We start from the raw sequence: 25,495 nt of genomic DNA on the forward strand, positions 1-25,495 counted from the left end.
GGTCAGTAATCCTCGCGGCGGATGTTGGGGGGCGCGAGGCTGCCCTCCTCGGAGGGGTCGCGGCCGATGCGGATGGTGATGTTCGGCGTCGGCGGCCTCAGGCGCTGGATCGCCGTCAGATCCTCGGCGGGATCGACGCGGCGAAGCACGGTGAGGGGGCTGTCCACCAGGGTCGAGCCCACCGGGATATCCGTGACCGGGGTGGTTGGCGGCGGTGGGCTGGCCGGGGGGACGTTGCCGCCCGGGGGCGGAGAGGGGGGCGGGGGTGAAGGCGGTGGTGACGGCGGCGGAGGCGACGGGGGTGGAGGAGAGGGCGGTGGAGGCGACGGAGGCGGAGGGGAGGGCGGCGGCGGCGAAGGCGGCGGCGGGGAAGGCGGCAGGGCCGCGCAGGAGGCGACGCCGATCGCGCAGGCGTTGAACAGATAACCGTTCGCGTTCGGCAGCGGCTCCGCGAGCGGGGTGCCGGTCGCGGTGGCGCGCCGCCCGGCGGCGGCGGCGGGTCCGCCGGTGATGCCGGCGATCGTGCCCGTCAGGTTCGCCCCGGCGCCGCCGGCAACGGTGAGGGCGCCCGCGTCGATCGCGCCCTCGGCCGTCCCGCCCGTCCCGAGCGACAGGCCGACGGCGGCGCCACGAGCGTCCAGCCCGCCGAAGGTGACGCGCGGCCCGGCAATGCTGAGCGTCGGCGCCGCGGCCCGGCCCGCCAGGGTCGCCAGCGTGCCCGCCGTGACGCGGATCTCGCCGGCCGCCTGCAGCAGGCCGGCAAGGGCGAAGCTGTCGGCCGCGATGGCGAGGTCGCCCGTGCGGGCGATGGCGGAGTTGCCGTTCACCCGGATGCTGCCGGAGGGGCTGGAGAGGCTCGTGCTGGAGCCGGAGACGGTGCCGTCCACGGTGAGGTCGCCGGCCTGCGCGATCTCCAGCGCGCCGCCGGCCTGGACGAGATTGCCAGCCGGGACGGTGAGCAGCGCGCCCGAATTGGCGAGCCGAAGGTCGCCGCCGGTACTGGAGGCCGTGAGCGCCGTGAGAGTGTTCGCGCCCAGCAGAGTGGCCGCGCCGGGGGTCTGGAGGGCGAGGCTGCCGCCGCCGATACGGCCCGCGCCGCTCTCGGTGATCGTGCCGCTCGCCACCAGGCGGACCGCCGGCGATTGCACCGCGCCGGTGATGGCCAGGGCGCCGTCGGTGCCGAGGTTAAGGGCCGTGCCGGCAGTGAAGTCGCCGAGCACGGGCAGCGCGTTGCCGGCATTGGCGAGCGTCGCCGTGCCGCCGGCGCTGCCGGAGAGGGTGGCGGCCGAGAGGGTGGTGCCGGCATCCTGCGTGATGCCGCCGAGGCTCTGCAGGATCAGCGCGTTCGATGCGGCGAGACTTCCGGCGAAGCGGATGTTCGCCGCGGTCGTCACGGGCGTGCCGCGCAGGCTTGCGGCGCCGAGGCGGAGCGTGTCCGCCGTGATGCGTGAGACCGTGGTGGGGTTCACGTTCAGCGCACCGGCCTGCACGGCCGTGCTGCCGAGGATGAAGGCCCGGTTGTCGCGCGGTGCGGCCTCCACCAGCGGCGCGGTGACGGTGCCGCCGGGGATGAACACGGATCCCGTGGTGGTCGGCGCCGGGACGCTGAGGCCGTTGGCGAGGAAGCTGATGGACTGCGTCGCCGACAGGTTGCTGCGCACCGTGATCGTGCCGCCGGTGCGCAGGCCGATGCGGGTGGCTGTGACGTCGCCGCTGGTGAGGAGGTCCGTATTGCCGTTGTCTAGCAGGAAGGTGCCTGCCACGCTGGTGGCGCCGAGTGTCGAGACGCTGTTGGGTGTAGAGGCGCCGTCGAGGAGTGCATCGCCTCCGGAAGTCGCGGCAAGGCTGGCGGCCGCAATCCGTCCACCGGTCTGCGTGATCCCGCCTGTGCCCGCGCTGAGGCGGACGAGGTCGGTCAGCGTCGCGTCGCCGAGCGTGCCGGCCAGGGTCAGCCTGGACGCCCGCGTGAGGTCCGTCGTGCCGGATACGGGATCGTAGCCCGCCAGGACCGAAGCGGTGCCGCCCGAGAGGACGGTGCCCCCTGCTTCCAGCGCGAGATCGCCACCCGCGCGCAGCGCCACGTCGCCGCTGGTGGCGGTGACGGTGCCCGGCACGGTGAGACTGTCCGCGGCCGTCACCTGAACCGCGCCCGCGGTGGAGGTGATCGTACCCGCGACCCGCGCTGCGCCGACCTGGCTGATCTCGACGTCTACCCCGGCCTGGACGGCGCCGCCGGCCGGCACCGTGAGGAGCGCGGAGGTGTTGTTCAGCCGTAGAGCGCCGGCAACGCTGGAGGACCCGAGGGCGTCCACGGTGTTGGCGCCGCGCAGGTCCGCCCCGCCGCCGGTCGTCTGCACGGCAAGGCTGGTGGCCGAGATCCGGCCGACACCCGTCTCCAGAATGCCGCCACCGGCGGAGAGCGAGACGGCACCGGTACTGTCGAGGAAGCTTCCGACCGTGATCCCGCGCGACGAGGTCACGCCGAGGCTGCCCGCAGCGACGGTGCCGATCGTCGTGATGTCGGTGCCCGTATCCAGCAGGAAGGTGCCGGCCACGCTGCTCGCGGCCAGGCCCGTGATCTCGTTCGGCACCGTTGCGCCGATGATCCGCGCATCGCCGCCCGAGAGGACGGAGAGGCTGTCCGTGAGAACCTGCCCGCCCGTCTGCAGGATGCCGCCGGTGCCCGCGCCGATCTCCACGGCGCCGGTCAGGGAGTCGTCGCCCAACTGGCCTGCCAGGGTAAGCGAGCTGGCGCCGGCGGTGTTCGTGGTGCCGGTCGACGGGTCATAGCCCGCGAGCACGGAGACGCTGGATGGCGTGGTATAGCTGGCCACCGTGCTGCCGGCCTGAAGCGCGATGTCGCCCCCCGCCCGCAGGCCGACAGTGCCGCCACCGGTGACCGTTCCGGACACCGTCATGTCGCCCGTTGTTGTCAGGCCGATGGAGCCGGCGGAGGAACTGACGATGCCCCCCACCTGCAGGCCGCCGCCGGCCTGATTCACCGCGATGCCGCCGCCGGCCTGGACGAGCGCGTTCGCGGGCACCGTGAGGAGCGGGCTGGTGTTGTCCAGCCGCAGTGTACCGGCGACGTTCGAGGAGAGCAGCCCGGTGATGGCGTTCGCGCCGCCCAGGTCCACCGAGCCCGTGGCCTGGAGGGAGAGGGTGCCGCCGCGGACGTAGCCCGTGGGGCCCTGGGTCACGTTCACGGCGGTCAGTGCGACCTCGGGGCTCTGGAGAAAGCCGATATCGAGGTCGCCCGAGGTGCGCAGCGCGTAGCTGGTACGGGCCAGGTTGCCGGACAGCACGGGGATGCTGTTGCCGGCGTTCGTCAGGATCAGCCGCCCGTCGACGAGGCTGCTGAGGGCGCCGATGGTCAGGTTCGCCGCCGCTTCCTGCGTCACGTTGCCGGTGGCGCTCAGGGAAAGTGCGCCGGGGAAGCTGAAGGCCGTGGCGAAGCGGATGTCCTGGGCGGTGGTGGGAATGGACCCGTTGAACTCGGCCTGGCCAATCCGCAGGACGCTGGCGGAGATGCTCGCCAGCAGGTCGGGGGCGAGGGAGAGCGGTTCCGGACCCGCGGCGGTGCCGACGGCGACGCTCCCGGCCGTGCGCGGCGCGATATCCACCAGCGGGGCGGAGATGCTGGCCGGGGTGCCCGAAAAGGGCTGCAGGCTCAGCCCGCTTACCTGGAAGGAGATCCGGTCCGAGGCGGAGAGATCCGCGCCCGGGAAGAGCCCGACGTTGCCGGCGCGGATCTCCACGAAAGAGCCGCCGGCGAGCGACTGGCCGGCGCCGGAGCCGATCACGAGGTCGGAGGCGCCGTTGTCGAGGCTCACGTTGCCGGCCAGCCCGCTGAGCACCGCCACCTGGTTCGGCGTGCCCGCCGCTGCGCCGTTGAGGGCGCTGGTGCCGCCGCTGCGGGTAACGAGGTCCGAGGCGACGAGCCGCCCGCCGGCCTGGGTGATGCCGCCCGTGCCGGCGCCGAGCCGGACTTGGCCGGGCCGGGCCGGGTTGCCGACCGTTCCCGCCATGGTGATCGAGGCGGCGCGGGTGAGATCGCTTCCGCCCAGCGTCGTATCGAAGGCCGCGAGGATCGTGACCGTGGAGGCGCCGTTCGACTGGACCACGCTGCCGGCCGCGAGCCGGATGTCCCCGCCGGCCCGCAGGGCGACATTCGACGCCGCGGTGACGGAGCCGAGGACGTCCATGTCCCCGTCCGCGGTAAGGGTGGCGGTGGAACTGTTCGTGGAGACCGGCCCGACGACCCGGAGATTGCCTTGGGTGCGGATATCGACCGAGAGGCCGGAGGCCTCGGTGAGCGCGGCGATCCGGTTGGTGGTGCCGTCGATGGTCACGCTGCTGGGCGCAACCGCCCGGAGGTTGGGCGCGACGATGGAACCGGAGACCTGGGTGATGTTCTCGCTGTACTGGGACAGGGAAAGGGTGTCGCCGACCGCGATGTCGCCGGCGAGGCGTAGCCCGCCGAAGGTGAGCGCCCGGCTGAACAGCCTGATGCTGCCTGCCGCGGACGAGGGGCCGAGCGTGTTGACCTGCACGCTCGGCGTGCTGCTGGCGCCGGCGAAGTCGAGGAGGGCGTTCCCGCCCGAGCGGAGCGTCAGGGTGCCGGCGCCGATGAAGCCGCCGCCCTGCACGATGCCCGCCGTGCCGGCCGCGAGATCGAGGGCGCCCGGCATCGTCGCGTCGCCCGCGGAGAGGTTGCCGTTCAGGAAGATGCCGCCCGATCCCGCCAGGTTCTCCGCGCCCGTTGCGAAGTCGTAGGAGGCGTAGAGGTTGACGCCCGGCGCACGGATCACGCTGCCGGTCGCCTGGGTGATGTTGCCCGTTGCCCGGGCGAGAAGCGCCGGGCCGGTCGATTCGATGCGGGTGTTGACCTGGAGGTCGCCGGTCACGTCCAGCCGAAGCGTGTCGGCCGTGGCGAAGAGGTTGCCGGTCACGGTCAGCGGGCCGAGGTTCCGCAGCGTGATCCCGCCATCCCGGGCGGAGAGCAGCCCGAGGTTAGACAGGCGGTTGTCGCCGTCCATCGCGAAGCTGCGGAAGGCGCCGAGCTTGTCGCTGACGTCGGTCTGCTGCAGGGTTCCGCCCACGAAGCGGCCGGCGCCGGCCTGCGTCACGGTCCCGACCGGCGCGCCGGTGGTGAAGCCGGGCAGGTCCAGGGTGATGGTCTGCCCAGCGGCGACCTGGACCAGGTTGTTGATCCGGATCGTCGGAGCGCCGAGGGTGAGCGCACCGGCGCCGAGATTCAGCGGCTGGTTCACCGTGAGGGTCTGGGACGGACCGACAGTGGCGTTCTGGACGATGAGTTCGAGATCGCCCGTCGGCTTGTCGACGGCCGCGTCCACCGTCAGGCTGTTCGTCGCTTCCAGGCGCAGCCTGCCGCCCACGCCGTTCACGGCGCCCGCGGTGATGAAGGCGTCGCCGGCGGGCGGCTCGTTGGCCGAGAGAACGCCATCCCCGTAAGTCGCCGCATCGACGTTGGCGCGCGTGTCGCCATTGGCGACGACCGTCAGGTTCGTCGGGTCGATCAGAAATGTGCCGGCCAGCCCGCCGAGGCCCGCGTTCACGTTCACCGTGCCGGCGATATCCAGGCCCTTGCCGCCGGAGACCTCCACGAAGCCGCCATCGCCGCCCTTCGGCCCGCCGCGCGCGGAGATCTCGCCGCCATGCGCGGTGTAGTCGGTGGAATTCACGATCACGGTGCCGCCGCTGCCGCGCTCGGTCGAATCCGCGCGCAGGGTCGCGCCGGCGGCAATGCCGGTGCGTCGGGACACCCGTGTGGCCGCGGCGCTGCGCCCGTTGGTGCCGACCTGGATCGTGCCGCCGCCCGCGCGACCGGACGCATCCACCCGCGCGCCGGGCGCGACCCATGTGCGGTCGCCCGCCACCTGCACCGTGCCGCCGGTGGTGTTCGCGGCGGTGCCGGTGGCGGTCACCGCGCCTTCGATCCGCACCGCGCCGCCGGTGCCGGCGACGACCACGCGGCCGGTGCGGCCCGTGGCAGCATCCGTATCGGCCGAGATCGTGCCGCCCGCGCGCACGAGATCCTGCACGATGCCGTCCACCGCCTGGGCGGTGAGGACAACGGTGCCGCCGGTCGCGGTGATGCGCCCGGTGTTGCTCACCAGCGCCTCACCGTTCGCGGGGCGCTGCCGCACGGGGGAGGTAACCTCGAGCGACATCAGCCCGTCGCCGTGCAGGTCCACCGTGGCGGTCTCGGCGCCGCCGAGGGCGACACGGCCCATGCGGGCGGTGATGCTGCCGCGATTGGCCACCTGCGGCGCGACGAGGGCGGCGAGCCCGGCCTCCCGAACGGTGATGCTGCCGTTGTTCTCGATCCGCGCGCCCGGCCGCCCGGGCTGGTCGAAGTTCAGCCGCCCGCCCTGCATCAGGGCTTGGTTCGTGATGTTGGCGGTGGAGACGACAAGCCCTGCCGCGTCCACCTGCGCGCCCTGGTGGAACACCACGCCGGACTGGTTGACGATCGCCACCTGCCCGTTCGCGGTGATCCGCCCCGCGATCTGCGAGGGATCCGGCCCGGTCACGCGGTTGAGGGTGAGGGAGGAGGAGGAAGGCTGCTGGAACTGGACGGTGTGGTCGCGCCCGATGTCGAAGGAGCGCCAGTCCACCGCCGCCCGGTCCGTGGACTGCACCACGCTGGTGCGCGACGCGTCCTGCGCGATGGTCGCGCCGCCCGCCACCACCTGCCCGCCCTGTGGCCGGGCATTCGGGGCCTGCGCGAGCGCCACCACCGGGAGAACGAGGGCGGTGCCGCAGAGCAGCGCCGCCCGGAATGCCAGGTTCCCGTTCATGCGCCCGCGCCCTCCATCCTGCCCGTCAGAACCGGGCGAGGAAGCGCCAGAACAGCGCGTCCTCCTTCTGTGCCGGCAGGGATGCCCCGCCGGGGTGGCGTGTCAGCCGGTGCACGCCCTCGATCCCCGCCTCGAACCGCTCGTTGATCACGGTCCGCAACCCGATCCCGACGGAGGCGAGGTGGCGATTCGGATCGGAGGAGAGGTTCTCGAAGGTCTTGCCGTAGTCGTAGAAGGCATAGGCGGTGGGGTCGAAGCGCAGGGCCTGGCCGAATACCTCCGTCTCCACCGTGGTCGAGACCTGCAGCTCCGCCGAGACGGCGATCGCGCGGTCACCCGTCACCTCGCCGGTGTAGAAGCCGCGGCCGAGACGGTTGCCGCCGAGGTAGAACTTCTCCGAGGGGGGAAGGACATCGTTCGTCCACTGGCCCGCCACCGTGCCGAGGAGGGAGACGGTAGCCTGCGTCCCGATCGGGAACAGGGCCTGGGTCCGCGTCGCCTCCCCACCGATCTTGGTGAAGCCCGCCCGCGCGCCGGCACGGGAGGCGTCCGGCCCTTCGCCGGAGCGGGCGCCGAGCCCGTCGATACCCTGCGATAGGCGCAGGACGAAGAAGTTGCTCGCCGGCCGGGAATCCCCGGCCAGAAGGTCGAACACCGCCCAGTCCCCGCCCAGGCGCACCACGCGCAGCGCGTCCCGGCTGAAGCGGGGCCTGCGCCGGTTCGCGTCGTCGATGTCGATGTCGCTGTCGATCACGTCGAAGGCGCCGACGAGGTTGAGCGACTGCGAGCGGCTGCGGATCAGCGGATAGGTGGCGGAAAGGCCGCCCACTGTTGTTTCGCCGCGGTAGCCGAGCGTCTGCAGCACGCCGTTCGGCGTGGCGCGGCCGCGCCCGGCATAGAGGCGCACGCGCAGCCCGGAGCCGCCGACATACGCCTCCGACGCGACCTGCCCGAAGAGCTGGGTGTCGCCGTCGGCGTAGAACACGGCGAGCTCCGTTCGCTCCCCGAACTCCGTGAAGCTGTTGAACTGCGCGGCACCGAGGAACTGCGCCGGCCCGGTGAGGCGGGAGCCGCGGTTGTCGCCCGTGACGAAGCCCGTGACCGCGCGGCGGGAGACCTGCGCGACAAGGGAGAGGGCGCCGGGCTCCGTGCCCGCCGGGCGCAGCACCGTGCGGATGGCGATCCCCGGCATGTCCTGCGCGAGGAGGAGCTGCCGCTCCAGCGTCTCGATGTCGAGCGGGCGCGGCCCGATGAGGCGGTTGAGGAAGCGCAGGACCTGGGTGCCGGCGGGGCCGATATCCCCATCCAGCTGCACCTCCGTCACGTGGCCTTCCGTGATGCGGAAGCGCAGCACGCCATCGGCGCCCACCACGGCATCCGCCGTCACGAAGGGATAGCCTGCCTCGCGGTACAACGACACGATGGAAGCGCGCGCTGTCTCCAGGGAGGCGACGGGCACCGAGGGGCCGGTGAGCGGACCGGTTGCCGCGGTGAGGCGCTCGGCAGGGAAGGCGGTCGCGCCCTCGAAGACCACGCCGCGGATGGAGACGCTGCCCGCATCGGAGGGAGTGGCCGCCGGCGCGACGGGCGCGCGGCCCGTATCCGGCCCCACCACGGGCGGCACCACAGGGGCGATCTGCGGGATCGGCGTGCCGCCGGGCGGGATGACGAGGCTTTCGGGCGATTGGGCGGCCAAGGCTGTGGGAAGAAGGCCCGCGAAGGTCGCGAGAACTGCACGCGAGAACCGCGCCCGCTTCAATCCCAGCCGCTTCCCCATATCACGGCCTCTTTGCGCTTCATGTCGGGAAAGCTTCCCGACACAAGTGATTGCGTCGTGAAAACTGTTCCACAGACGGATTCATAACGAGACGTGCGATGCCATGGCAAGGATCGCGCAGCCTGCTGCGTGACATGCATCACTGATTTTTCTTCTTCCGAAGCTTCTCACAGGTCGGTGAGCGGCAATCCGGTGTTCCTGCTCATAGAATTTAGTCCTGGACGGAACGCCAACACGGCTGCCAGCACCCGAGGGCAGCCACGTCGATCGGCACAGGATGACCCCGGCGGCCTTGGGCGGTTCAGGGCGCCGCTGCGGGCTGGTCGTAGCGCCGGAATCCGTAGTTGTTGATCACCCACTTCAGGATGTAGCCGTATTTCGGATCCGTGGCGTAGACGCCCGTGAGCGAATCGGCAAAGGCCTCGGGATCGTGCGTGAAGCGCATGGAGGCGGTGTAGACCGGGCTGGTGGCCAGCAGCCGCCCGTGGTGGTCGAAGGCTTCCGCCAGGTTGTCGAAGCGGCGGAACTTCGCACGGATGAACTGGTCCGCGCCGTTCACCACCTCCCGCGTGTTGCTCTCCACGGCGGGCTGGGATCCCACCGCCTTGATGCCGAAGGGATTGTTGCTGTCCGGCGGCATGGACGCGCCCCAGGCACTCTCCACCGCCCACTGGGCAAGGGTGATGGAGGTTGGGACGCGCCAGCGGGTCTGGGACGCCGTGGCGGCCTGCAGCACGTCCGGCGGCACGATGCCGACATGGCCATAGCGCACCGTCGGCGGCGGCGGCGCGTTCACCAGCGGCCGCGCGGCGAGGGAGTAGTAGGTGGGGCTGCCCGGCGCCACCTGGCCGGTCGGCGGGTTCATGCCCATCACCACGGCCTGATAGGCCTCGATCGCCAGGACGAAGCCGGGATCGGCTTCCCCGGTGATGGGAACGGGCGTGTGCGGCTTCGGCAGGCGCTCGTTCAGCAGCGACTGGATGACGAAGACGTCGGCCGGGTTGTTGATGGCGCCCTGGCCGACGGAGGTCATGATCGGCGGCGCCACCCGGCCCATCTCGTCCGTGCTGAGGACGGTGGGGGAGGGGATCTGGTCCATCGCCATTCTCCGTTCAGGCCTCCTCGGGTTGCGCGCCGCCACCGGAGGATAGGCCGGGCGCACCGCCGCCGCTACCGGAACGGTCCTGCGGGGGATTGCAGAGGGGCGCACTAGCCTTGCCGGACGGCACGGCCTTATTGTTCCGGCGGAAGGATCTGGGAGGGCGGAATGAGCGGTCACGGATCGACGATGCCCTTCGGGTGGCGCGGGCGTTCCCCGGCCGGGCAGGAGCGCGTGCGGCCTTGAGCCTGACCCTGTCCGTGATCCGCTGCCCCGACAGCGTCGCGCCGGAACGGCGCGAGGTGACGGGCGGCGATATCACCATCGGCCGCGGCCCGGACAACGACTGGGTGCTCGCCGATCCCGACCGGCATCTCTCCAAGCGGCACTGCCGGATCGCGTTCCGATCCGGCGCGTGGCAGCTCACCGACACCAGCTCCAACGGCACCTTCGTGAACCACGCGCCTACCCCGCTCGGGCCGGGCGGGGAGCGGATGCTGCGGGACGGCGACCGGATCACGCTCGGCACCTTCGAGATCGAGGTGCGGATCGCCGAGCACAGCTTCACCCCCCCGCCGCCCTCTTCCTTCGAGAGGACGCCCGCTGCGGGCGGGCTCTCGCCCGGCATGCTCGACCCCTTCGCGGAGCCGCCCCCGCCGCCGCGCCCCTTCGGGGACCGGTTCGACGCTCCAACGAGCCTTCCCGGCTCGTCGATCGGCGGGCCCAGCCTGCTCCTGCCCGATGATTTCGATCCGCTGGCACCGGCCGAGGATCCCTTCCAGGGGCCAACCCAGCCGGACCACGCCTCGGCCCTGCACGCCGCTTTCCCTATCCAACCCGAACCCTTCGGCCCGATCGACAGTCCGCCGGGACGGTCGGGCGGCAGCAATCTGATCCCGGACGACTGGGATCTCGACCTGCCGGCCAGCCGTCCTTCGGCCCCGCCGCCAACGCCGCCGGTGCAGGCTCCCATGCCTGTGCCGGCCGCTATCCCGCCGGCCCCGCCGCCGCAGATGGCGTCCGTGGCTCCGCCGCCGGCCGTGCCGCCGCCGGCGGTTTCGGGTGCGCTGCAACGAAGCCCGCCCGCGGCGGAGCCGTCCCGGGCCGAGGGCGCCCCGGATCCGGCCCTGCTCTCCGCCTTCCTGCGGGGCACGGGCCTCGGCGACCAGGCCGTGCCCGATCCTGCGGCCACGCTGGAGGCGGCGGGCGCGGCCCTGCGCGCGGCGGTCAGCGGGCTGCGCCAGGCCCTGATCGCCCGCGCTTCCATCAAGGGCGAGTTCCGGATCGAGCAGACGATGATCCGCACCACCGGCAACAACCCGCTGAAGTTCTCCGCCGGCGACGACGACGCGCTCCTCGCCATGCTGGGGATCGGGCGTCGCGACGCGATGCGGCCGGACGCCGCCATGGCGGATGCGCTGCGGGACATGCGGCTGCACGAGCTGGCGACGGTGACGGCGATGCAGGCCGCGGTGCGCGCGCTGCTGGCGCGCTTCGACCCCGGCGCGCTGGAGCGCGGGGCGGAGAAGGGCGGCTTCTCCGTGCTGCCCGGCGGGCGCAAGGCCCGCGCCTGGGAGGCCTTCGAGGCCCTGCACGCCGAGGTGAGCGGTGCGCTGGCCGACAACTTCGACAGCGTCTTCGGGAAGAGTTTCGCCAAGGCCTATGAGCAGGCCCTGGAAGAGCTCTCGTCCCGCAGGGAGATCCCATGATCCAACGCCGGCCCTTCCTGGTGCTGCCCGCGCTCCTGCTGGCGCGCTGCGGTGCGCCGCCGCCGCCGCCCCCGCCGGTGCTCGCCCTGACCATCCGGGGCGGGGCGGACCAGAACCCCGACGCGACGGGGCAGGCGGTGCCCGTCTCCGTGCGCCTGTTCTTCCTCGCCGGCACGGGCAAGTTCGAGGCGGCGGACGTCTTCGCGCTGACCGAGCGCGAGGGCGCGACGCTCGGCGCCGACGCGGTGGGATCGGAGACGGTGATCATCCGCCCCGGGGAGAGCGTCTCGATCGAGCGGGAGATGAAGCCGGCGGCGAAGTTCCTCGGCGCGGTCGTGCTGTTCCGCGCGATCGACGGGGCGAAGTGGCGGGTTTCCCAGCCCATCGCGCCGAGCGGGCCGACGCGGCTCCTCCTCACCACCTCCGGCACCACCGCCACCCTGGCGCCTGCCCCGGCCGCAGCATGAGCTTCGCAGCATGAGCTGGACCAACCGCGTCGTCTGGCACGAGGGGATGTTCCTTCGTTCCCAGCACTTCCAGCAGCAGGACCGCTGGCTGGAGACGCTGGTGCGCGAGCGCACGGCGGCGCTGCGGCCGCATGGCTGGGGCATGACGGAGATGGTCGTGAACCGCGACCTGCTCGCCACCGGGCAGTTCGCGCTCGTCTCCGGGCGCGGCGTGTTCGAGGACGGCACGCCCTTCTCCACCCCCGGCGACACCGACCAGCCCGTGCCGCTGGACCTGGCGGAGAGCGTGCGGAACGCCGTGGTCTACCTCGCCCTGCCGATCCGCCAGAACGGCGCGGTGGAGGTCGTCTCGGACGCGGTGCTGGAAGCCCGGCTGCTGCAGCAGCCCTTCGAGGCCTATGACACCCATTCCGGCTCGCCCCAGCCCGCCGAGCTGCAGGTCGGGCGCCTGCGCATGCGCTACATGCTGGAGACGGAGAACCGCGCGGGCTATCACTGCATCGGCCTCGCGCGCGTCGTGGAGGTGGGATCGGACCGCCGCGTGACCCTGGACGACCGCTGGATCGCACCGGCGCTTCTCTGCTCCGCGACGCCGCCGCTGATGGGCCTGCTGAACGAGCTGGCGGGGATGCTGAACCAGCGCGGCGAGGCGCTGGCCGGGCGGATGACCCAGCCCGGCGGGCGCGGCGTCGCCGACGTGTCGGACTTCCTGCTGCTGCAATCCGTGAACCGCGCGCAGAAGCTTATCGGCCATTGGGCCGATGCGGGCGCGGTCCACCCGGCCGACCTCTACGCGGCGCTGGTGCAGATCGCCGGCGATTTCGCGACCTTCACCGAGGCCAAGCGGCGCCCCTCCATCTACCCACCCTATCGCCACGCGGACCTGCAGCGCAGCTTCGAGCCGGTGATCGCCGACCTGCGCCGCTCCCTCTCCTTCGTCCTCGAGCAAAACGCCGTGCCCATCCCGTTGGAGGAGCGGCGGCACAACGTGCGCGTGGGGGCGATCAAGGATCGCAGCATCCTGCGCGGCTCCAGCTTCGTCCTTGTCGTGCAGGCGGACGTGCCCGCGGAGACGCTGCGGCGCCTCTTCCCGCCGCAGGTGAAGATCGGCGCGGTGGAGCAGATCGTCGAGCTGGTGAACGTCGCCCTGCCCGGCATCGACGTGCGCCCGCTGCCGGTGGCGCCGCGCCAGCTGCCCTTCTACGCGGGTGCCACCTATTTCGAGCTGGACGCCAACTCGCCGCATTGGAAGCAGATGCAGTCCGCGGGTGGTTTCGGGATCCACGTTTCCAACCCCTTTCCCAATCTGAACCTCGAGCTCTGGGCCATCCGGGGCTAGTCCGGATCACGGGAGGCAGGGATGAGCGACAATCCGTTCTCGGAGCCCGACGACAGCGACCGGACGATCATCCGTCCGGTGCCGGGGGGGCGCCGGCCTGCCGCGACACCGCCCCAGCCGGCGGCTGCCGCGCCCTACTCGCCGCCCGTGCCGCCGCCCCCGGTCGCGGAGGGCACGACGGACCTGGCTGTCGGGGTCAATCCGCTGGTGGCCGTCGCGGCCCCGCTGCTTCAGCTCGTCACGCGGCTGCGGAACACCGCCCGCCCGCCGGCCGCGGGCGACCTGCGGGAGCGCGCGGTGGCCCAGGTGCGCGCCTTCGAGAAGGCGGCCCAGGCTACCGGCATCCCGCTGGAGCAACTGCGGCCCGCGCATTACGCCCTCTGCGCCACGCTGGACGACGTGGTGCTCGCGACTCCCTGGGGTGGCAGCGGCGGCTGGGCGGAACGCTCCATGGTCTCGACCTTCCACCAGGAGGTGCGCAGCGGCGAGCGCTTCTTCGACCTGCTGAAGCAGATGAACGACAATCCCGGCCGCTTCATGCCGGTGATCGAGCTGATGTATCTCTGCATGTCGCTCGGCTTTATCGGCAAGTACCGGCGGGCGCCGCACGTGCCGGCCGGGATCGAGCCGGTGCGGGAGGAAACCTACGCGATCATCGCGAAGCACCGGGCGGCCGCCTCGGCCGAGCTGGCGCCGCATACGGCCGGCGTCTCCGCCCCCTACCGCGCCGCGCGGATGCGGGTGCCGCTCTGGGTCGCGGGTGCCGCGGCGCTCGCGGCGCTGGGCGGGCTGTTCATCTGGACCTCCGGCGGGCTGAACGCGGCCTCGGACGACCTCTATGCCCGGATGCTGGCCGCACCGCCCGCGACGATGCCGGCCATTTCCCGCGCCGCGATCGTGCGGCCGCCGCCCCCGCCGCCGCCCTCTAACCAGCCCACCGCGGTGGACCGGCTGAGGACCTTCCTCGCGCCCGAGATCGCGCAGGGGCTGGTGACCGTGACGGGCACCGCCGCGACGCCGATCATCCGGATCAGCAACCGCGGCATGTTCCCCTCCGGCAGCGCCACGGTGCAGCCGAACTTCAAGCCGGTGCTGGTCCGCATCGGGGAGGCGCTGAAGACGGAGCCGGGCCCGGCGCAGGTGATCGGCTACACCGACAACCAGCCGATCCGCACGGTGGCCTTCCCCTCCAACTTCCAGCTCTCCACCGCCCGCGCCCGCGCCGCGGCCGCCATTCTGGGAGAGGCGGCGGGCGATCCGGGCCGCCTCACCGTCGAGGGGCGGGCGGATGCCGATCCTCTGGCGCCCAACACCACGCCTGAGGGGCGGGAGCAGAACAGGCGGATCGAGATCGTGCTGCACCGGACCGGGGGCTGAGGCCATGGGCTTTCTGGGTCGCATACCCTGGCGCTGGGTGCTGAGCTTCGTCGGCGTCGCGCTCCTCGCCCTCCTCATCTGGCTTTTCGGCCCGCTGCTGTCCGTGCTGGAGGACTGGATCCCGCGGGCCGCCATCATCCTGGTGATGCTGGTGATCTGGGTGGTGGCGAACCTGCTGGTCACCCGGCGCCGGCGGCGGCGGGACCGCGACCTGGCAACGGGGATCGCGGCGCCCGTTGCGGACGCCCGCGGCCAGGAGCGCGCGGAGGAGGTGGCGGCGCTCGGCGAGCGCCTCTCCGCCGCGATGGCGCTGCTGCGCAAGGCGCGCGGCACGCGCGGCTATCTCTATGAGCAGCCCTGGTACGCCATCATCGGCCCGCCGGGCGCGGGCAAGACGACCGCCCTGCTGAACGCCGGGCTGAAGTTCCCGCTGGCGGCGGAGATGGGGCAGGGGGCGGTAGCCGGCGTCGGCGGCACCCGCATGTGCGACTGGTGGTTCACCGAGGAGGCGGTGCTGATCGACACCGCCGGCCGCTACACGACCCAGGATTCCAACGCGGAGGTGGACCGCGCGGGGTGGGAGGGCTTCCTGGCGCTGCTGCGCCGCACCCGCCCGCGCCAGCCGCTGAATGGCGTGCTCGTCGCAATCTCCCTCAGCGACATCGCCGCGGCCCCGGCGGAGGAGCGGATCGCCCATGCCCGGGCCATCCGCCGCCGCATCAAGGAGCTGGAGGAGAAGCTTGCCGTCCGCCTGCCGGTCTATGCGCTGCTGACGAAGGCGGACCTGCTGGCGGGCTTCACCGAGTTCTTCGACGATCTGGACCGCGAGCGGCGGGAGCAGGTCTGGGGCGCCACCTTCGCCTACAAGGGCGCCCGGCCTGCCGCCGGCGCCGGCCCGGCCGAGGGATTCGCGGCGGAGCTGCGGCTGCTGGTGGAGCGGCTGAACGACCGCCTTCTCGCGCGGTTGCAGGCGGAGCGCAGCCCGGAGCGCCGCGCGTTGATCGCGGGCTTCCCCGCCCAGGTGGCCTCGCTGGAGCAGCCGGTGGCCGGCTTCCTCGCCGAGGCCTTCGGCGGTTCCCGCATGGATCCCGCGCCGCTGCTGCGCGGCGTCTATCTCACCTCCGGCACGCAGGAGGGGACGCCGATCGACCGGCTGGCCGGCGCCATCGCCCGGTCCTTCGGCATCGACCAGCAGCGGGCCGCGAGTCTGCGGCCCGAGCGCGGCCGCAGCTACTTCCTGCACCGTCTCCTGACTGGCGTGATCTTCGGCGAGGCGATGCTGGGGAGCGAGCCGCCGCAGGTCAGGCGCCGCCGCTTCATCATCCGCGCGGCCTCCTTCGCGTCCCTGCTGCTGGTGGCAGTGCTGGCGGGCGGCTGGATGATGGCGGGCCGCTCCCAGGGGCAGGCGGAGCTGGATGCCACGGCGAAGGCCCTGGCGGAGTACGAGACCGGGGCGGCTCGGCTGCCGCTCGACCCCGTCGCGGATGCCGACCTGCCGCGCCTGCTCACGCTGCTCGACAGCGCGCGCAAGCTCTCCCAGCCGGAGGGAATGCCGGAGGACGGGATCTCCGCCTTCGGGCTCTCGCAGCGCGCGAAGCTCGAGGCGGGCGCCGAGGTGGTGTACCGCCACGCGCTGAACCACGCCCTGCTGCCGCGCATGATCTGGCGGCTGGAAGCGCAGATGCGCGGCAATCTCACGCGGCCGGATTTCCTCTACGAGGCTTCCCGCGTCTATCTCATGCTCGGCAACCAGGGGCCGCTGGACCGCGCCCTGGTGCGGGAATGGATGGCGGTGGACTGGCGCAACACCTATCCCGGCGCCTTCAACGCCCCGATCCTCGCCAGCCTGCGCGAGCACCTGGACAGGCTGCTGGAAGGCCCGCTGCCGCTGGTGGCGCTGGACGGGGAACTGGTGGCGCAGGCGCGGGCGACCTTCAGCCGGGTGCCGCTGGCAGCAAGGGTCTATTCCCGCATCAAGCCCTCCGCCGCCGCCCAGGCCCTGCCGCCCTGGCGGCCCTCCGAGGCGCTGGGGGCGGCGGGGCAGAGCGTCTTCGTGCGCCCCTCCGGCCAGCCGCTGAACGCGGGCGTGCCGGGCTTCTTCACCCTGGCCGGCTTCCACCGCGTGCTGCTGCCCGCGCTGACGGGCGCGGTGCGGGAGGTGGCTTCGGAGAGCTGGGTTCTAGGCACCAATGCCGAGGTGAACCTCATCGGGCCGCAGCTGCAGCAGCTGGAGCAGGCCGTGGTCGCCCTCTACGTCGCCGACTACGCGGCGGCCTGGGACGCGATGCTGCAGGATCTGGACGTGGTGCCGCTTCGCAGCCTCACCCAGGCCTCGCAGGACCTCTACATCCTCTCCTCGCCGCAATCCCCGATGAAGTCGCTGCTGGAATCCGTCGCGCGGCAGCTCACCCTGTCGGAGCCGCCACCGCCGACGCCCGGTGTGGCGGGCGCGGTCGCCGACTTGGCCAACCGGGCCGGGGGCGCGGCGACCGGCGCGGCGAACGCCGTGGCCGGGGAAGCTTCCCGCGTGACGGCCGTGCTCGGCGGCGTGCAGCCCGGCGCGGCCCCGGCCCTGCCGCCCGGCACGGAGATCGACCGGCGCTACCAGGCGCTGCGCGACCTTGTCGCCGGCGGGGCGGGGGCGCCTATCAGCCAGTTGCTGAAGCTGTTGAACGACCTCCAGCAGCAGCTGGCGAAGCTGGCGGCGGCGCCCATCGGCAATGCGGCGCCCGCCACACCGCCGGGGCCGGACCCGACCCTCGCGCTGCGGGCCGAGGCGCAGCGGCAGCCCCAGCCCGTCGCGCGCTGGCTTCTCGCCATGGCCGGCAGCGGCAACGTGCTGCGCGGCGGCGGCGCCCGGCAGCAGGTCGCGGCCGCCTATAACGGCGCGGGCGGCCCGGCGGCGCTCTGCCCAGTGGCGGTGAACGGGCGCTTCCCCTTCGTGCCGGGCAGCGCACAAGAGACGCCGCTGGACGATTTCGGCCGGCTCTTCGCGCCGGGCGGGCTGATCGACGGCTTCTTCAACACGCAGCTCAAGCCCTATGTGGACACCTCCGGCACGGTCTGGAAGCCGCAGGCCGCCAATGGCGTGCCGGCGCCCGTCTCCCAGGCCGATGTCGCGCAGTTCCAGCGGGCGGCGGCCATCCGGGATCTCTTCTTCTCCGGCGGTGCGGCGGCGCCGAGCGTGCGCTTCGATATCACGCCCTCGCAGCTCGATGCCGAGGCGAAGCAGGTCTCGCTCGACTTCGACGGCACCTCCGTGACCTACAGCCACGGCCCGCCGCGCACGACGCAGATCACCTGGCCCGGCCCGACGCGGATGCAGAACGTGCGCCTCGTCTTCGAGCCGCCGCCGGCGGGCGGGACGGGGGTGCTGTCGGATGCCGGGCCCTGGGCGATGTTCCGCATGTTCAACCGCGGCACGCTACGCCCCGCGGGGTCGCCGGAGCGCTTCACCCTGACCTACCGGCTGGGCGAGAGGCAGGCCGTGTTCGAGATCCGCGCCGGTTCCGTGAACAACCCCTTCGCGCCGGGGCTGCTGCAGGAGTTCCGGTGCCCGCGGGTGGAGTAGCCTCCCCGTCCGGCCCCGGTCCCGGGATGGGGGCCGTGGTGCGGGCCGGGGTGTTCGGCAAGTTGCCGGCCCGTGGCGACTTCCTGCGCCTCGGCCTGCCCCGCGACTTCGTCGATGCCTGGGATCTCTGGTGGCAGCGCGGCCTCCTCTCCGTGCGGGAGATCGCCGGGGAGGACTGGGTGGCGGCCTGGTTGGAGGCGCCGGTCTGGCGCTTCGTCCTGCCGCCCGGGCTGCTGGGGCGGGACGGCGTGGCCGGCGTCTGGTTGCCGAGCGTGGACCGCGCCGGGCGCTACTTCCCGCTGACGGTCGCCGCCGTGGCCCCTTTCGACTGGGCGGAGCGGCCGGGTGACCTGCACGGCTTCCTCGCCGGAGCGGAGCAGGCGGGGCTGGACGCGCTGGAGAAGGACCTGGACCCGGATGCGGTGCTCGGTCTCGCCATGGCCGCGCTGGAGGGTTCCGGCGGGCCCGCCGCCCAACAGCAGGTCGTGGCGGAGCGCGGCCTTGCCGCCTGGTGGACCGAGGGCGCGCCGCGCGTCGCGCCGCGCGCGGAGCGCGGCCGACGTCTGCCGGAGGGACGCGCCTTCGCGGGCCTGATCGATGACGGCTGGGGGGTGGATCGGGGATGACCGAGATGGTGGACGAGACCTGGCGCCCGACCCGCCCCGCCTTCCAATCCCGCGCCGTAACCCATGCGGGTGCGGTGCGGACGCATAACGAGGACGCCTTCGTGGACCGACCCGACCTCGGCCTCTGGGCCGTGGCGGACGGCGCGGGCGGGCATGAATCGGGCGAGGTGGCTTCCGCCGCCGTGGCCGAGGCGCTGGGCGGCATCCCGCCCGGCCTGGCCCCCGTCCAGGTCCTGCAGGAGGTACGCACGCGGCTGGCGGCCACGCACAATTCCCTGATGGAGCAGAGCGCCCGGCGCGGCCCGAAGGTGCTGATGGCGACGACGGTGGTCGTGCTGCTGGCGCAGCAGGGGCACTTCGCCTGCCTCTGGGCCGGGGATTCCCGCGTCTACCTTCTGCGCGACGGCGTGCTCACGCAGGTCAGCCGGGACCACAGCGTGGTGGAGGACCTGCTGGAGGCCGGCGCTATCACCGCCGAGCAAGCCGTGCGCCATCCCCAGGCCAACATCATCACTCGCGCCGTGGGGGCGGCGCCGGAGATGCTGGACCTCGACAAGCGCTCCGGCTCCCTGAAGGCGGGCGATCGCTTCCTGCTGTGCAGCGACGGCCTCTGCAAGGCGCTGGACGATGCCCGCATCGCGGAGCTTCTCGCCGGCAATCCGGAGGACGGGGCGGACAGGCTCATCGCGGCGGCGCTGCTGGCGAGGGCTACGGACAACGTCACCGCCGTGACCGTCCGGGTCCTGCCGGCCGCGGGCTGACGCCGCCCCGGGGGCTGCCCCCGCGGGATTAGGCCGGCACAACGCCCAGGGTTCGGAGAAGGGGCACCCGCTGCTCCAGGACCCGCGCGATGAGGGCGGGCACCTCCTGGCGGCCGGTCTCGTCCAGCCCTTGGGAGAGTGCCTCCGCCCAGGTTCCCGCGGCGTCCTCGCGGTCCCCGGCCAGCAGGCGCGCCGTGATGAACTGGAGGAGCTTCGGCGCGAGCAGCCCGGCGCCGGTCAGGGAGCAGGCGAGGCCGCCGGCACCGCGCGGACCCAGCAGGCTCCGCACGCGGCCGCCGAGGAGGCGGTTCAGCCGATCGGCGGAGGGGGCCTGGGCCGCGACGCCGGCGGTGACCTGGGCCTGTCCCGTGCCGACAAGCACGGCCACCAGTTCCGCCGCGTTGCTGACGCCGGGGTGCCGGGCCATCAGCGCGCCGACCGTGGTGGGGCCTTCCAGCGCCGCGGCCATAAGGGTCTTCAGCCCACCGCCGATCTCCGCCGTGCCGGCCGGCACGGCGAGGTTGGTGTCGAGCTCGGCGGGCGAGACGACGGGAACGAGGGTCATGGCCGCGAGGCGCTCGTCCCGCTCGCCGCTGCGCAGGCGGTGCGCGCCGCGAACATAGACGTCGTGCCGGAACTGCCGGTGCAGGCAGGTGTCCATGACCAGCTCGCGCATCGCAGTGTCGTCGAAGCGCTCATAGAGGGCCCTCTGCTCCTCCGTCAGCATGAGGGTGGGGAAGCTCTCCAGCGGCGCGGCCGTCGCCACCCAGTCGAGCTTGGCGCCGGACATGGCGGCAGCGACATCGGCGTGGAAAGCTGGCGCCCAGTGGGCGTTCATGTACTCGTGGGTCAGGTATTCCGGGGCTAGGTCCTTCGTGGCGGTCAGGAGCTGCTGCACGAGCGGGCTGGTCTGGAGATAGTGCGCCCCCGTCGCGTTCAGCTCCCGCACGAGGTCCAGCCCGGCCACGACCGCAGCCTCGCTGCGCCGCGCGGCGCGCCGCCCGCCCTCCAGCACAAGGCGCTGCATGCCGATCGCGCTCTGCCAGGCCGGAAGGGCGTTGTAGCTGACATGGACCACGCCGCCCGGCCGCACCTTCTCGGCCAGAAGGCGCACGATGCCCGCGCGCACCTCCGGGCTCACCCAGGTCCAGACGCCGTGCATGCTGGTGAAGTCTGCCTCGGGGATGGCTCGCGCTGCCTCGCTGCCCGCCAGGGTCGTGAGATCGGCCTCCAGGAAGGTGACGTTCCCGATCCCGGCCGCGGCGGCGGTCGCGCGGGCGCTGGCGATGTGGGCGGGGTTGTAGTCCACCGCCGTGACGGTCCAGGCGGGGTTCGCGGCGGCGAGGACGAGGGCGCCGATGCCCTGGCCGCAGCCGAGTTCGAGGTAGCGCACCGGCTCGCCCGGGCCGGGAAGATCGGCCGCGATGCCGCGCAGCGTGCAGGCGAGCACGAGTTGGGACGGGGATTGCTGGGTATAGTAGCCCTCGATGTATTCGAGGTCGGTCACATAGCCGCCGCCCCAGTCGCTTCCCGCCGTCACGCCCTGGTCCCCTCCATGTCCATCAGGCCCTGGCCACTGGCTGGGCTTCCACGATCTCCGCCTCGAAGACGGCATCGGCCGCGTGGTTCCGCCGCCGCTCGCCCTTGCCCATGGGTAGCCAGGTGTTCCACCCCAACCGGGGCGTCATGCCCGCTTCCCCGCCAGGTGCGAGGGGCGGCACGGAATCCCGGTCCAGGATAAGGTTCACGGCAAAGCCGACCTCGAAGCCCACAAAGGCGCGCACGAGCGCGACCAGTCGGCGCAGGTCGGGCCCGTCCGGCAGCAGCCGCTCGAAGCTCGCACGGTCCAGCGGGCCGATCTGCAGCAGGATGCGCGCCTGCTGGTCCCAGGCGCGGATGCCGATCGCGGCGTCTTCGCCCAGACGGTGGAAGGCGCCGGGCGCGAGGCCGACAGGGAGCCGGCTGCGCTGGTCCGGCGGCACGGCAAGCCAGGCGCCCGCGAACTGCCGGACGAGGACCGGGCGCTCCAGCCAGTCCGAGATCATCGCCTCCAGCCGCTCGGCGGAGCGGGGGCGGGCGGAGAAGAAGCCGGCATAGTGCTGCAGGGGCGCGTTGCCCGTCGGCAGCCTCTCCGCGAAGCCGGGTATGCCGTAGCCCGTGAGCGCGAGCAGGGCTCCGCCCACCGGGCCCCCATCCTCCGTCCCTTTCTGCGCCCTGGGGCCGGGTTCCGCTTCCGTCTCGAGTCCCGGCTGCGTCTCCGCCCGGGGCTTCGGCGTCAGCAGGTTCGTATCCGCCGCGCGCTGCGGCCGGTACTTGGCCCCGGCCGCGGCAAAGCGCGCGACCATCCTGTGGGCCAGCACGTCCAGGAAGTCGCCGAGGGAGTGGGAGCGGTTGCGGTGCGCGGCGGTCACGGCATCGGAGTAGTGGCGCGGCAGGACGCCGCTCGGCCCCGTCAGCCCGATCAGCCCGACCGCGACGCGCGGCGGGGATGGTTGGCGCGGATCCTCGACGAGGGTCACCTCGCTGCCGGGATAGGCGGCACCGCTGAGGCTCACGAAGCGCGCGGCCTCGGCCGGGTCGGGCTGCCGGCGGGCGAAGCCGAGCACGCGCACCGCGGCATCGAAGGTGAAGCGGCGGGGATCGGCGAGCAGCCGGCCCAGCGCGCTTCGCCCGCGGGACCGGGAAGAAGGCTTCACAGCAGCACCTGCCGGCCCGCGCGGGCCGGCCAGGCGGCGGCGGTGCCAGGGCGGCCGCGCAGGACGGCACGGGTGCGGACGAAGGAGTTCACCGTGGCGTGCAGGGCGAGGAAGCGCTCCAGCACGGAGGCGAGGAGATAGAGCCCGCCCGTGGTCCAGAGCTGGTCGTCCCAGGTCAGGGTCACGTCCAGCCCGCGGCAGAAGCCACCCGCCCGCGCGCCGGGCACTCGGGCGGTGCCGGGGGCGGAGGTCACGTCCAGCAGGGCGCGGATGGAGGCGCGGGTCTCCGCGGTGTCGCGCCCGTCATAGAGGCGCAGCACCTCGGCCAGCGCCTTCGCCGCATCCACGCCGCCGACGACGCTGAGGTGGCCGAGCGAGAGGTGGGAGATCAGCCGCCAGGCCCCGCGCTCCTGCAGCGGCATGCGCATGGTGCTGGTGGGGGCCGTGAGGCAGGTGAGCCCGGTCACGACCGCCAGCCCCTCCACCAGCCGCAGCGCGGGGCGGCCGCCGCCGAAGGGCAGGGCTGCCGGCAGGTCCCGGTTGCAGCAGAGGGCATCGACGGAGAGCACCACATCGCCTTCCCGGTCCGCGTCGAAGGCTGGGTCGTGGGGCAGGAGGAAGACCTCGCTGCCGCGGACCCGCCCCGGCGCGGGTCGGCGCGCGGTGCCGTAGGTGCCGCCCGGCTCCGCATCGGACTCCTCGCCGCCCGGCGATCCCTCTCGCGTCAGCCGGTAGAAGGATTCCCAGCGCCGGAAGCCGCCGCCTGGAAGACCCTCCCGCACCCGCTCCACCGACCACACCTCCAGCGCGGAGGGGCGGCGGGCGTCGGGAACGATGCGGTACTCGATGCTCGTGCTGTCCAGCGCGATCGGCTCGCAGCGCTGGGGGAAGAGGTTCACCATCGGCGTGCAGCCGAGCGCGAGGCTACCCGCATCCACCGCACGCTCCAGCTCCGGCGGCAGGCGGTCCAGGTAGACGAAGATGTCCATCCGGTTCCCGGCCGAGAGCAGAGTCTTGGCGTCCAGGCGCAGGATGTCCACGAAGAGGAACTTCTCTCGCGCGGCGAAATACTCGCTCAGCAGCCGGAAGCCGGAGAAGGAGCGCGCAGGCCAGGGCAGCAGCGCCTCGTCCGGCGCGAAGCCGACCGCCTGCAGGACGGAGGGCGGCAGGATGACGGGGTTCGGGTCCGCCGGCCCATCCGCGACGGCAACCGAGATGCCGTGCGCGAGGATCAGCTCCATCAGCCCCGCGCCGTTCTCCCCCCGCAGGAAGAAGCGCAGCGCATCCACGCCGAGCTGCGAGAAGGTCATGGCGGGATTGGCGCAGCGCAGGCTGATCCGCAGCACGCCGGAGGCATGCGCGGCGGCGGGGTTCGGCGGAGCGGGCAGCGGCATGCCGGAAAGGCGCACCGCATCGATCTCCACCGGCCATAGCGTGACGCCATAGGCCGTGCGGAAGGCGCAGGTCTCGCCGCGCACGGGCTCTGTCTCGATCGCGAGGCCCGCGGGCAGCCTTGCCGGGCCGGTCATCTCCGGATCGGCGGAGAAGCGGATGATGGCGGCGGACGGCATGGGCGCGAGGTAGTGGGGGTAGAGGACGGAAAGCAGCGCGTCCGTTAGCTCCGGGAATTCGTCGTCCAGCCGGTGCTGGACGCGGGCGCCGAGGAAGGCCACGCCCTCCAGCAGCCGGGCCACATGGGGGTCGTCCACCGCGTCGCGGCTGAGGCGCAGGCGGCCGGCGATCTTGGGATAGGTTTCCGCGAACTCGGCCGCCAGCCGGCGCAGCGCGTCCAGCTCCCGGTTGTAGTAGGGTAGAAGTGCGTCCGACACCGCGATCAGCCCTCGGGCGCGAAGACGGTGAAATCCGTCGTGTTGGCGTCGAGCAGGGTGCGGAAGGAGATCGGCTCCGGCGCCGGATCCGCGTGCAGCAGGGCATCGACGCGCAGCCGCAGCGTGGCCGAGAGCTCCTCCGCCGCCCCTTCCAGCGTCACGGTGACGCTGGCGAAGCGCGGCTCGAAGCGGCGGATGCAGGTTTCCACTTCCCGCCGCAGCGCCTCGCGCCGGCGGGGATCGTTGAAGGCGCCGCCCGCGAAATCCGGCAGACCCCAGCCGATGGGGGACTGGTCCAGCTGGGTCAGGGCAGGATCCCAGCTGCGCCAGCGTCGGCGCGTGTTCAGCAGCGCTTCCAGGTCCGCCCGCACGCTGGCGCGCAGGGCCGCGAGCGCGGCCGAGGCGCTCATCGGCGGGTCCGCGGGCTTGTCGGGCTCAGCGTCCGTCAACCGGTCCAGAAGCGGGAGCTGCGCGCGGCCCCGCTCCCCGCGCCAGGTGCCGTCCAGCGTGTCGGTGTTGCGCGCGCCGCTCATTCCCGCCCGTCGAAGACGAGGGTTTCCAGCTCCATCAGCGTCGCGGTCTCCTCCCCCACCAGCAGGGTCACGGCACCCATGCCGCGCACCGGGGCGCCCTCGCCGGCCTGGTGCCAGTCGGTCGCGCGGCCCAGGCGCAACTCGTCCGTCAGCTGCGGGTCGGCGGCGTCGAAGGGATAGATCGCCGGCAGGTACACGTCGCCGTCCGGGCCGTCGGCGACCTGCATGCTGGCCCGGCGCCAGTAGAGGTCCCGCGGGCGCTTCGGCGGGTGGAACTCGATGGAGAGGACGCGCTCCGTCGGAATCCAGAAATACTTGCCGGTGGTGGTGATGACCTCGAAGTTCGCGGCGAGGATGTCGTCCGCGTCCCGCAGGTCGTCGAAGCGCTGGCCCGCGGCGGCGCCGGCGGGATGGGCGCGCGCCGCCTCCGCCTCCGCGGCCAGACGCCCCGCCTCGGCGGCGTCGCCCGCGCGCAGGGCGGTGAGCGCGGCGAGGGCGGATCGCTGGGCCGGGGTGGGATCGGCCAGGAATTCCGGCACCCGGCCGTCGCGGAACACCTGCCGCCGGGCCTGCTCGCCGCGGATCAGCTGGCGGAACTCGGCGATGACGACGCCGAGCATGGGATCGAGGTCGCCGGTGGCGTCCATCATCACGTCCGCCCGCTCCAGGTTGCCGGCGAAGAGCAGCAGCTCCGCCAGCAGGACCCGCGCGCCGACATTCGTGGTGGCCTTGCGCACCGCGCCATTCGCGGCGGCAATGGCGTCCGAGAGGCAGCCGGCGCGGAACAGGCTTCCCGCATCCTGCCCGCCCGTGTCGGTACCCGTGCTCGACGACATGGCTCATCCTCTCCTGCGGTGTTCCCGCGGCGCGGGCCGCGGCCACTGTCT

At 72.9% G+C, this 25,495-nt stretch carries 15 protein-coding genes; 7 read left to right on the forward strand and 8 right to left on the reverse strand.

Annotated features, from left to right (window positions below; all coding sequences use genetic code 11):
* Positions 1-2 precede the first annotated feature (2 nt).
* From J5Y10_RS03160 to J5Y10_RS03170, 3 genes are all read right to left on the reverse strand, one after another.
* Positions 3-6,824 (reverse strand): two-partner secretion domain-containing protein, encoded by a 6,822-nt coding sequence (locus J5Y10_RS03160; protein ID WP_209370623.1) that lies wholly within the window; start codon positions 6,822-6,824, stop codon positions 3-5.
* Positions 6,825-6,849: 25 nt separating this feature from the next.
* Positions 6,850-8,520: a ShlB/FhaC/HecB family hemolysin secretion/activation protein gene (locus tag J5Y10_RS03165; protein WP_209370625.1), complete on the reverse strand. Its 1,671-nt coding sequence runs from the start codon at positions 8,518-8,520 to the stop codon at positions 6,850-6,852.
* A gap of 382 nt (positions 8,521-8,902) precedes the next feature.
* Complete coding sequence (locus J5Y10_RS03170; RefSeq protein ID WP_209370627.1) at positions 8,903-9,700, reverse strand: glycoside hydrolase family 73 protein; 798 nt, start codon at positions 9,698-9,700, stop codon at positions 8,903-8,905.
* Positions 9,701-9,942: 242 nt separating this feature from the next.
* On the opposite strand from J5Y10_RS03170, the gene tagH reads away from it, so the two are divergent.
* From tagH to J5Y10_RS03205, 7 genes are read left to right on the forward strand one after another with little or no spacing between them, the layout of a single operon-like run.
* The gene (gene tagH, locus J5Y10_RS03175; protein WP_209370629.1) at positions 9,943-11,409 is read left to right on the forward strand and encodes a type VI secretion system-associated FHA domain protein TagH; all 1,467 of its coding nucleotides are present in this window, start codon (positions 9,943-9,945) and stop codon (positions 11,407-11,409) included.
* The gene (gene tssJ / locus J5Y10_RS03180; RefSeq protein ID WP_209370630.1) at positions 11,406-11,876 is read left to right on the forward strand and encodes a type VI secretion system lipoprotein TssJ; all 471 of its coding nucleotides are present in this window, start codon (positions 11,406-11,408) and stop codon (positions 11,874-11,876) included. The genes tagH and tssJ overlap by 4 nt, the downstream gene beginning before the upstream one ends.
* A 10-nt stretch (positions 11,877-11,886) precedes the next feature.
* Positions 11,887-13,215, forward strand: a complete 1,329-nt coding sequence (tssK, locus tag J5Y10_RS03185; protein ID WP_209370631.1) for a type VI secretion system baseplate subunit TssK — start codon at positions 11,887-11,889, stop codon at positions 13,213-13,215.
* A 21-nt stretch (positions 13,216-13,236) separates the two neighbouring features.
* Positions 13,237-14,592 carry a type VI secretion system protein TssL, long form gene (gene tssL / locus J5Y10_RS03190; RefSeq protein ID WP_209370632.1) on the forward strand — a complete coding sequence of 452 codons (1,356 nt, stop codon included), beginning with the start codon at positions 13,237-13,239 and terminating at the stop codon, positions 14,590-14,592.
* Positions 14,593-14,596: 4 nt separating this feature from the next.
* The gene (gene tssM, locus J5Y10_RS03195) at positions 14,597-18,163 is read left to right on the forward strand and encodes a type VI secretion system membrane subunit TssM (RefSeq protein WP_209370635.1); all 3,567 of its coding nucleotides are present in this window, start codon (positions 14,597-14,599) and stop codon (positions 18,161-18,163) included.
* Positions 18,164-18,198: 35 nt separating this feature from the next.
* A complete protein-coding gene (gene tagF, locus J5Y10_RS03200) occupies positions 18,199-18,789 on the forward strand; it encodes a type VI secretion system-associated protein TagF (protein ID WP_209370637.1) in 591 nt (196 codons plus the stop codon).
* Complete coding sequence (locus J5Y10_RS03205) at positions 18,786-19,550, forward strand: PP2C family protein-serine/threonine phosphatase (RefSeq protein WP_245214270.1); 765 nt, start codon at positions 18,786-18,788, stop codon at positions 19,548-19,550. Before tagF ends, J5Y10_RS03205 begins: the two co-directional genes overlap by 4 nt.
* A 28-nt stretch (positions 19,551-19,578) precedes the next feature.
* Here J5Y10_RS03205 and J5Y10_RS03210 read toward each other — a convergent pair whose 3' ends face one another.
* From J5Y10_RS03210 to J5Y10_RS03230, 5 genes are read right to left on the reverse strand one after another with little or no spacing between them, the layout of a single operon-like run.
* Positions 19,579-21,090: a class I SAM-dependent methyltransferase gene (locus J5Y10_RS03210; protein ID WP_209370639.1), complete on the reverse strand. Its 1,512-nt coding sequence runs from the start codon at positions 21,088-21,090 to the stop codon at positions 19,579-19,581.
* 22 nt (positions 21,091-21,112) lie between these two features.
* Complete coding sequence (gene tssG / locus J5Y10_RS03215; RefSeq protein WP_209370641.1) at positions 21,113-22,246, reverse strand: type VI secretion system baseplate subunit TssG; 1,134 nt, start codon at positions 22,244-22,246, stop codon at positions 21,113-21,115.
* Positions 22,243-24,075: a type VI secretion system baseplate subunit TssF gene (gene tssF, locus J5Y10_RS03220; RefSeq protein ID WP_209370644.1), complete on the reverse strand. Its 1,833-nt coding sequence runs from the start codon at positions 24,073-24,075 to the stop codon at positions 22,243-22,245. The genes tssG and tssF overlap by 4 nt, the downstream gene beginning before the upstream one ends.
* A 5-nt stretch (positions 24,076-24,080) precedes the next feature.
* Positions 24,081-24,608, reverse strand: a complete 528-nt coding sequence (tssE, locus tag J5Y10_RS03225) for a type VI secretion system baseplate subunit TssE (RefSeq protein WP_209370646.1) — start codon at positions 24,606-24,608, stop codon at positions 24,081-24,083.
* Positions 24,605-25,444, reverse strand: coding sequence for a type VI secretion system accessory protein TagJ (locus tag J5Y10_RS03230; RefSeq protein WP_209370648.1), 840 nt, complete (start codon positions 25,442-25,444; stop codon positions 24,605-24,607). The genes tssE and J5Y10_RS03230 overlap by 4 nt, the downstream gene beginning before the upstream one ends.
* Between the last annotated feature and the right edge of the window lie 51 nt (positions 25,445-25,495).

The organism is Roseomonas indoligenes, from assembly GCF_017813365.1.
In the GTDB taxonomy this organism is placed as follows: Bacteria; Pseudomonadota; Alphaproteobacteria; order Acetobacterales; family Acetobacteraceae; genus Roseomonas; species Roseomonas indoligenes.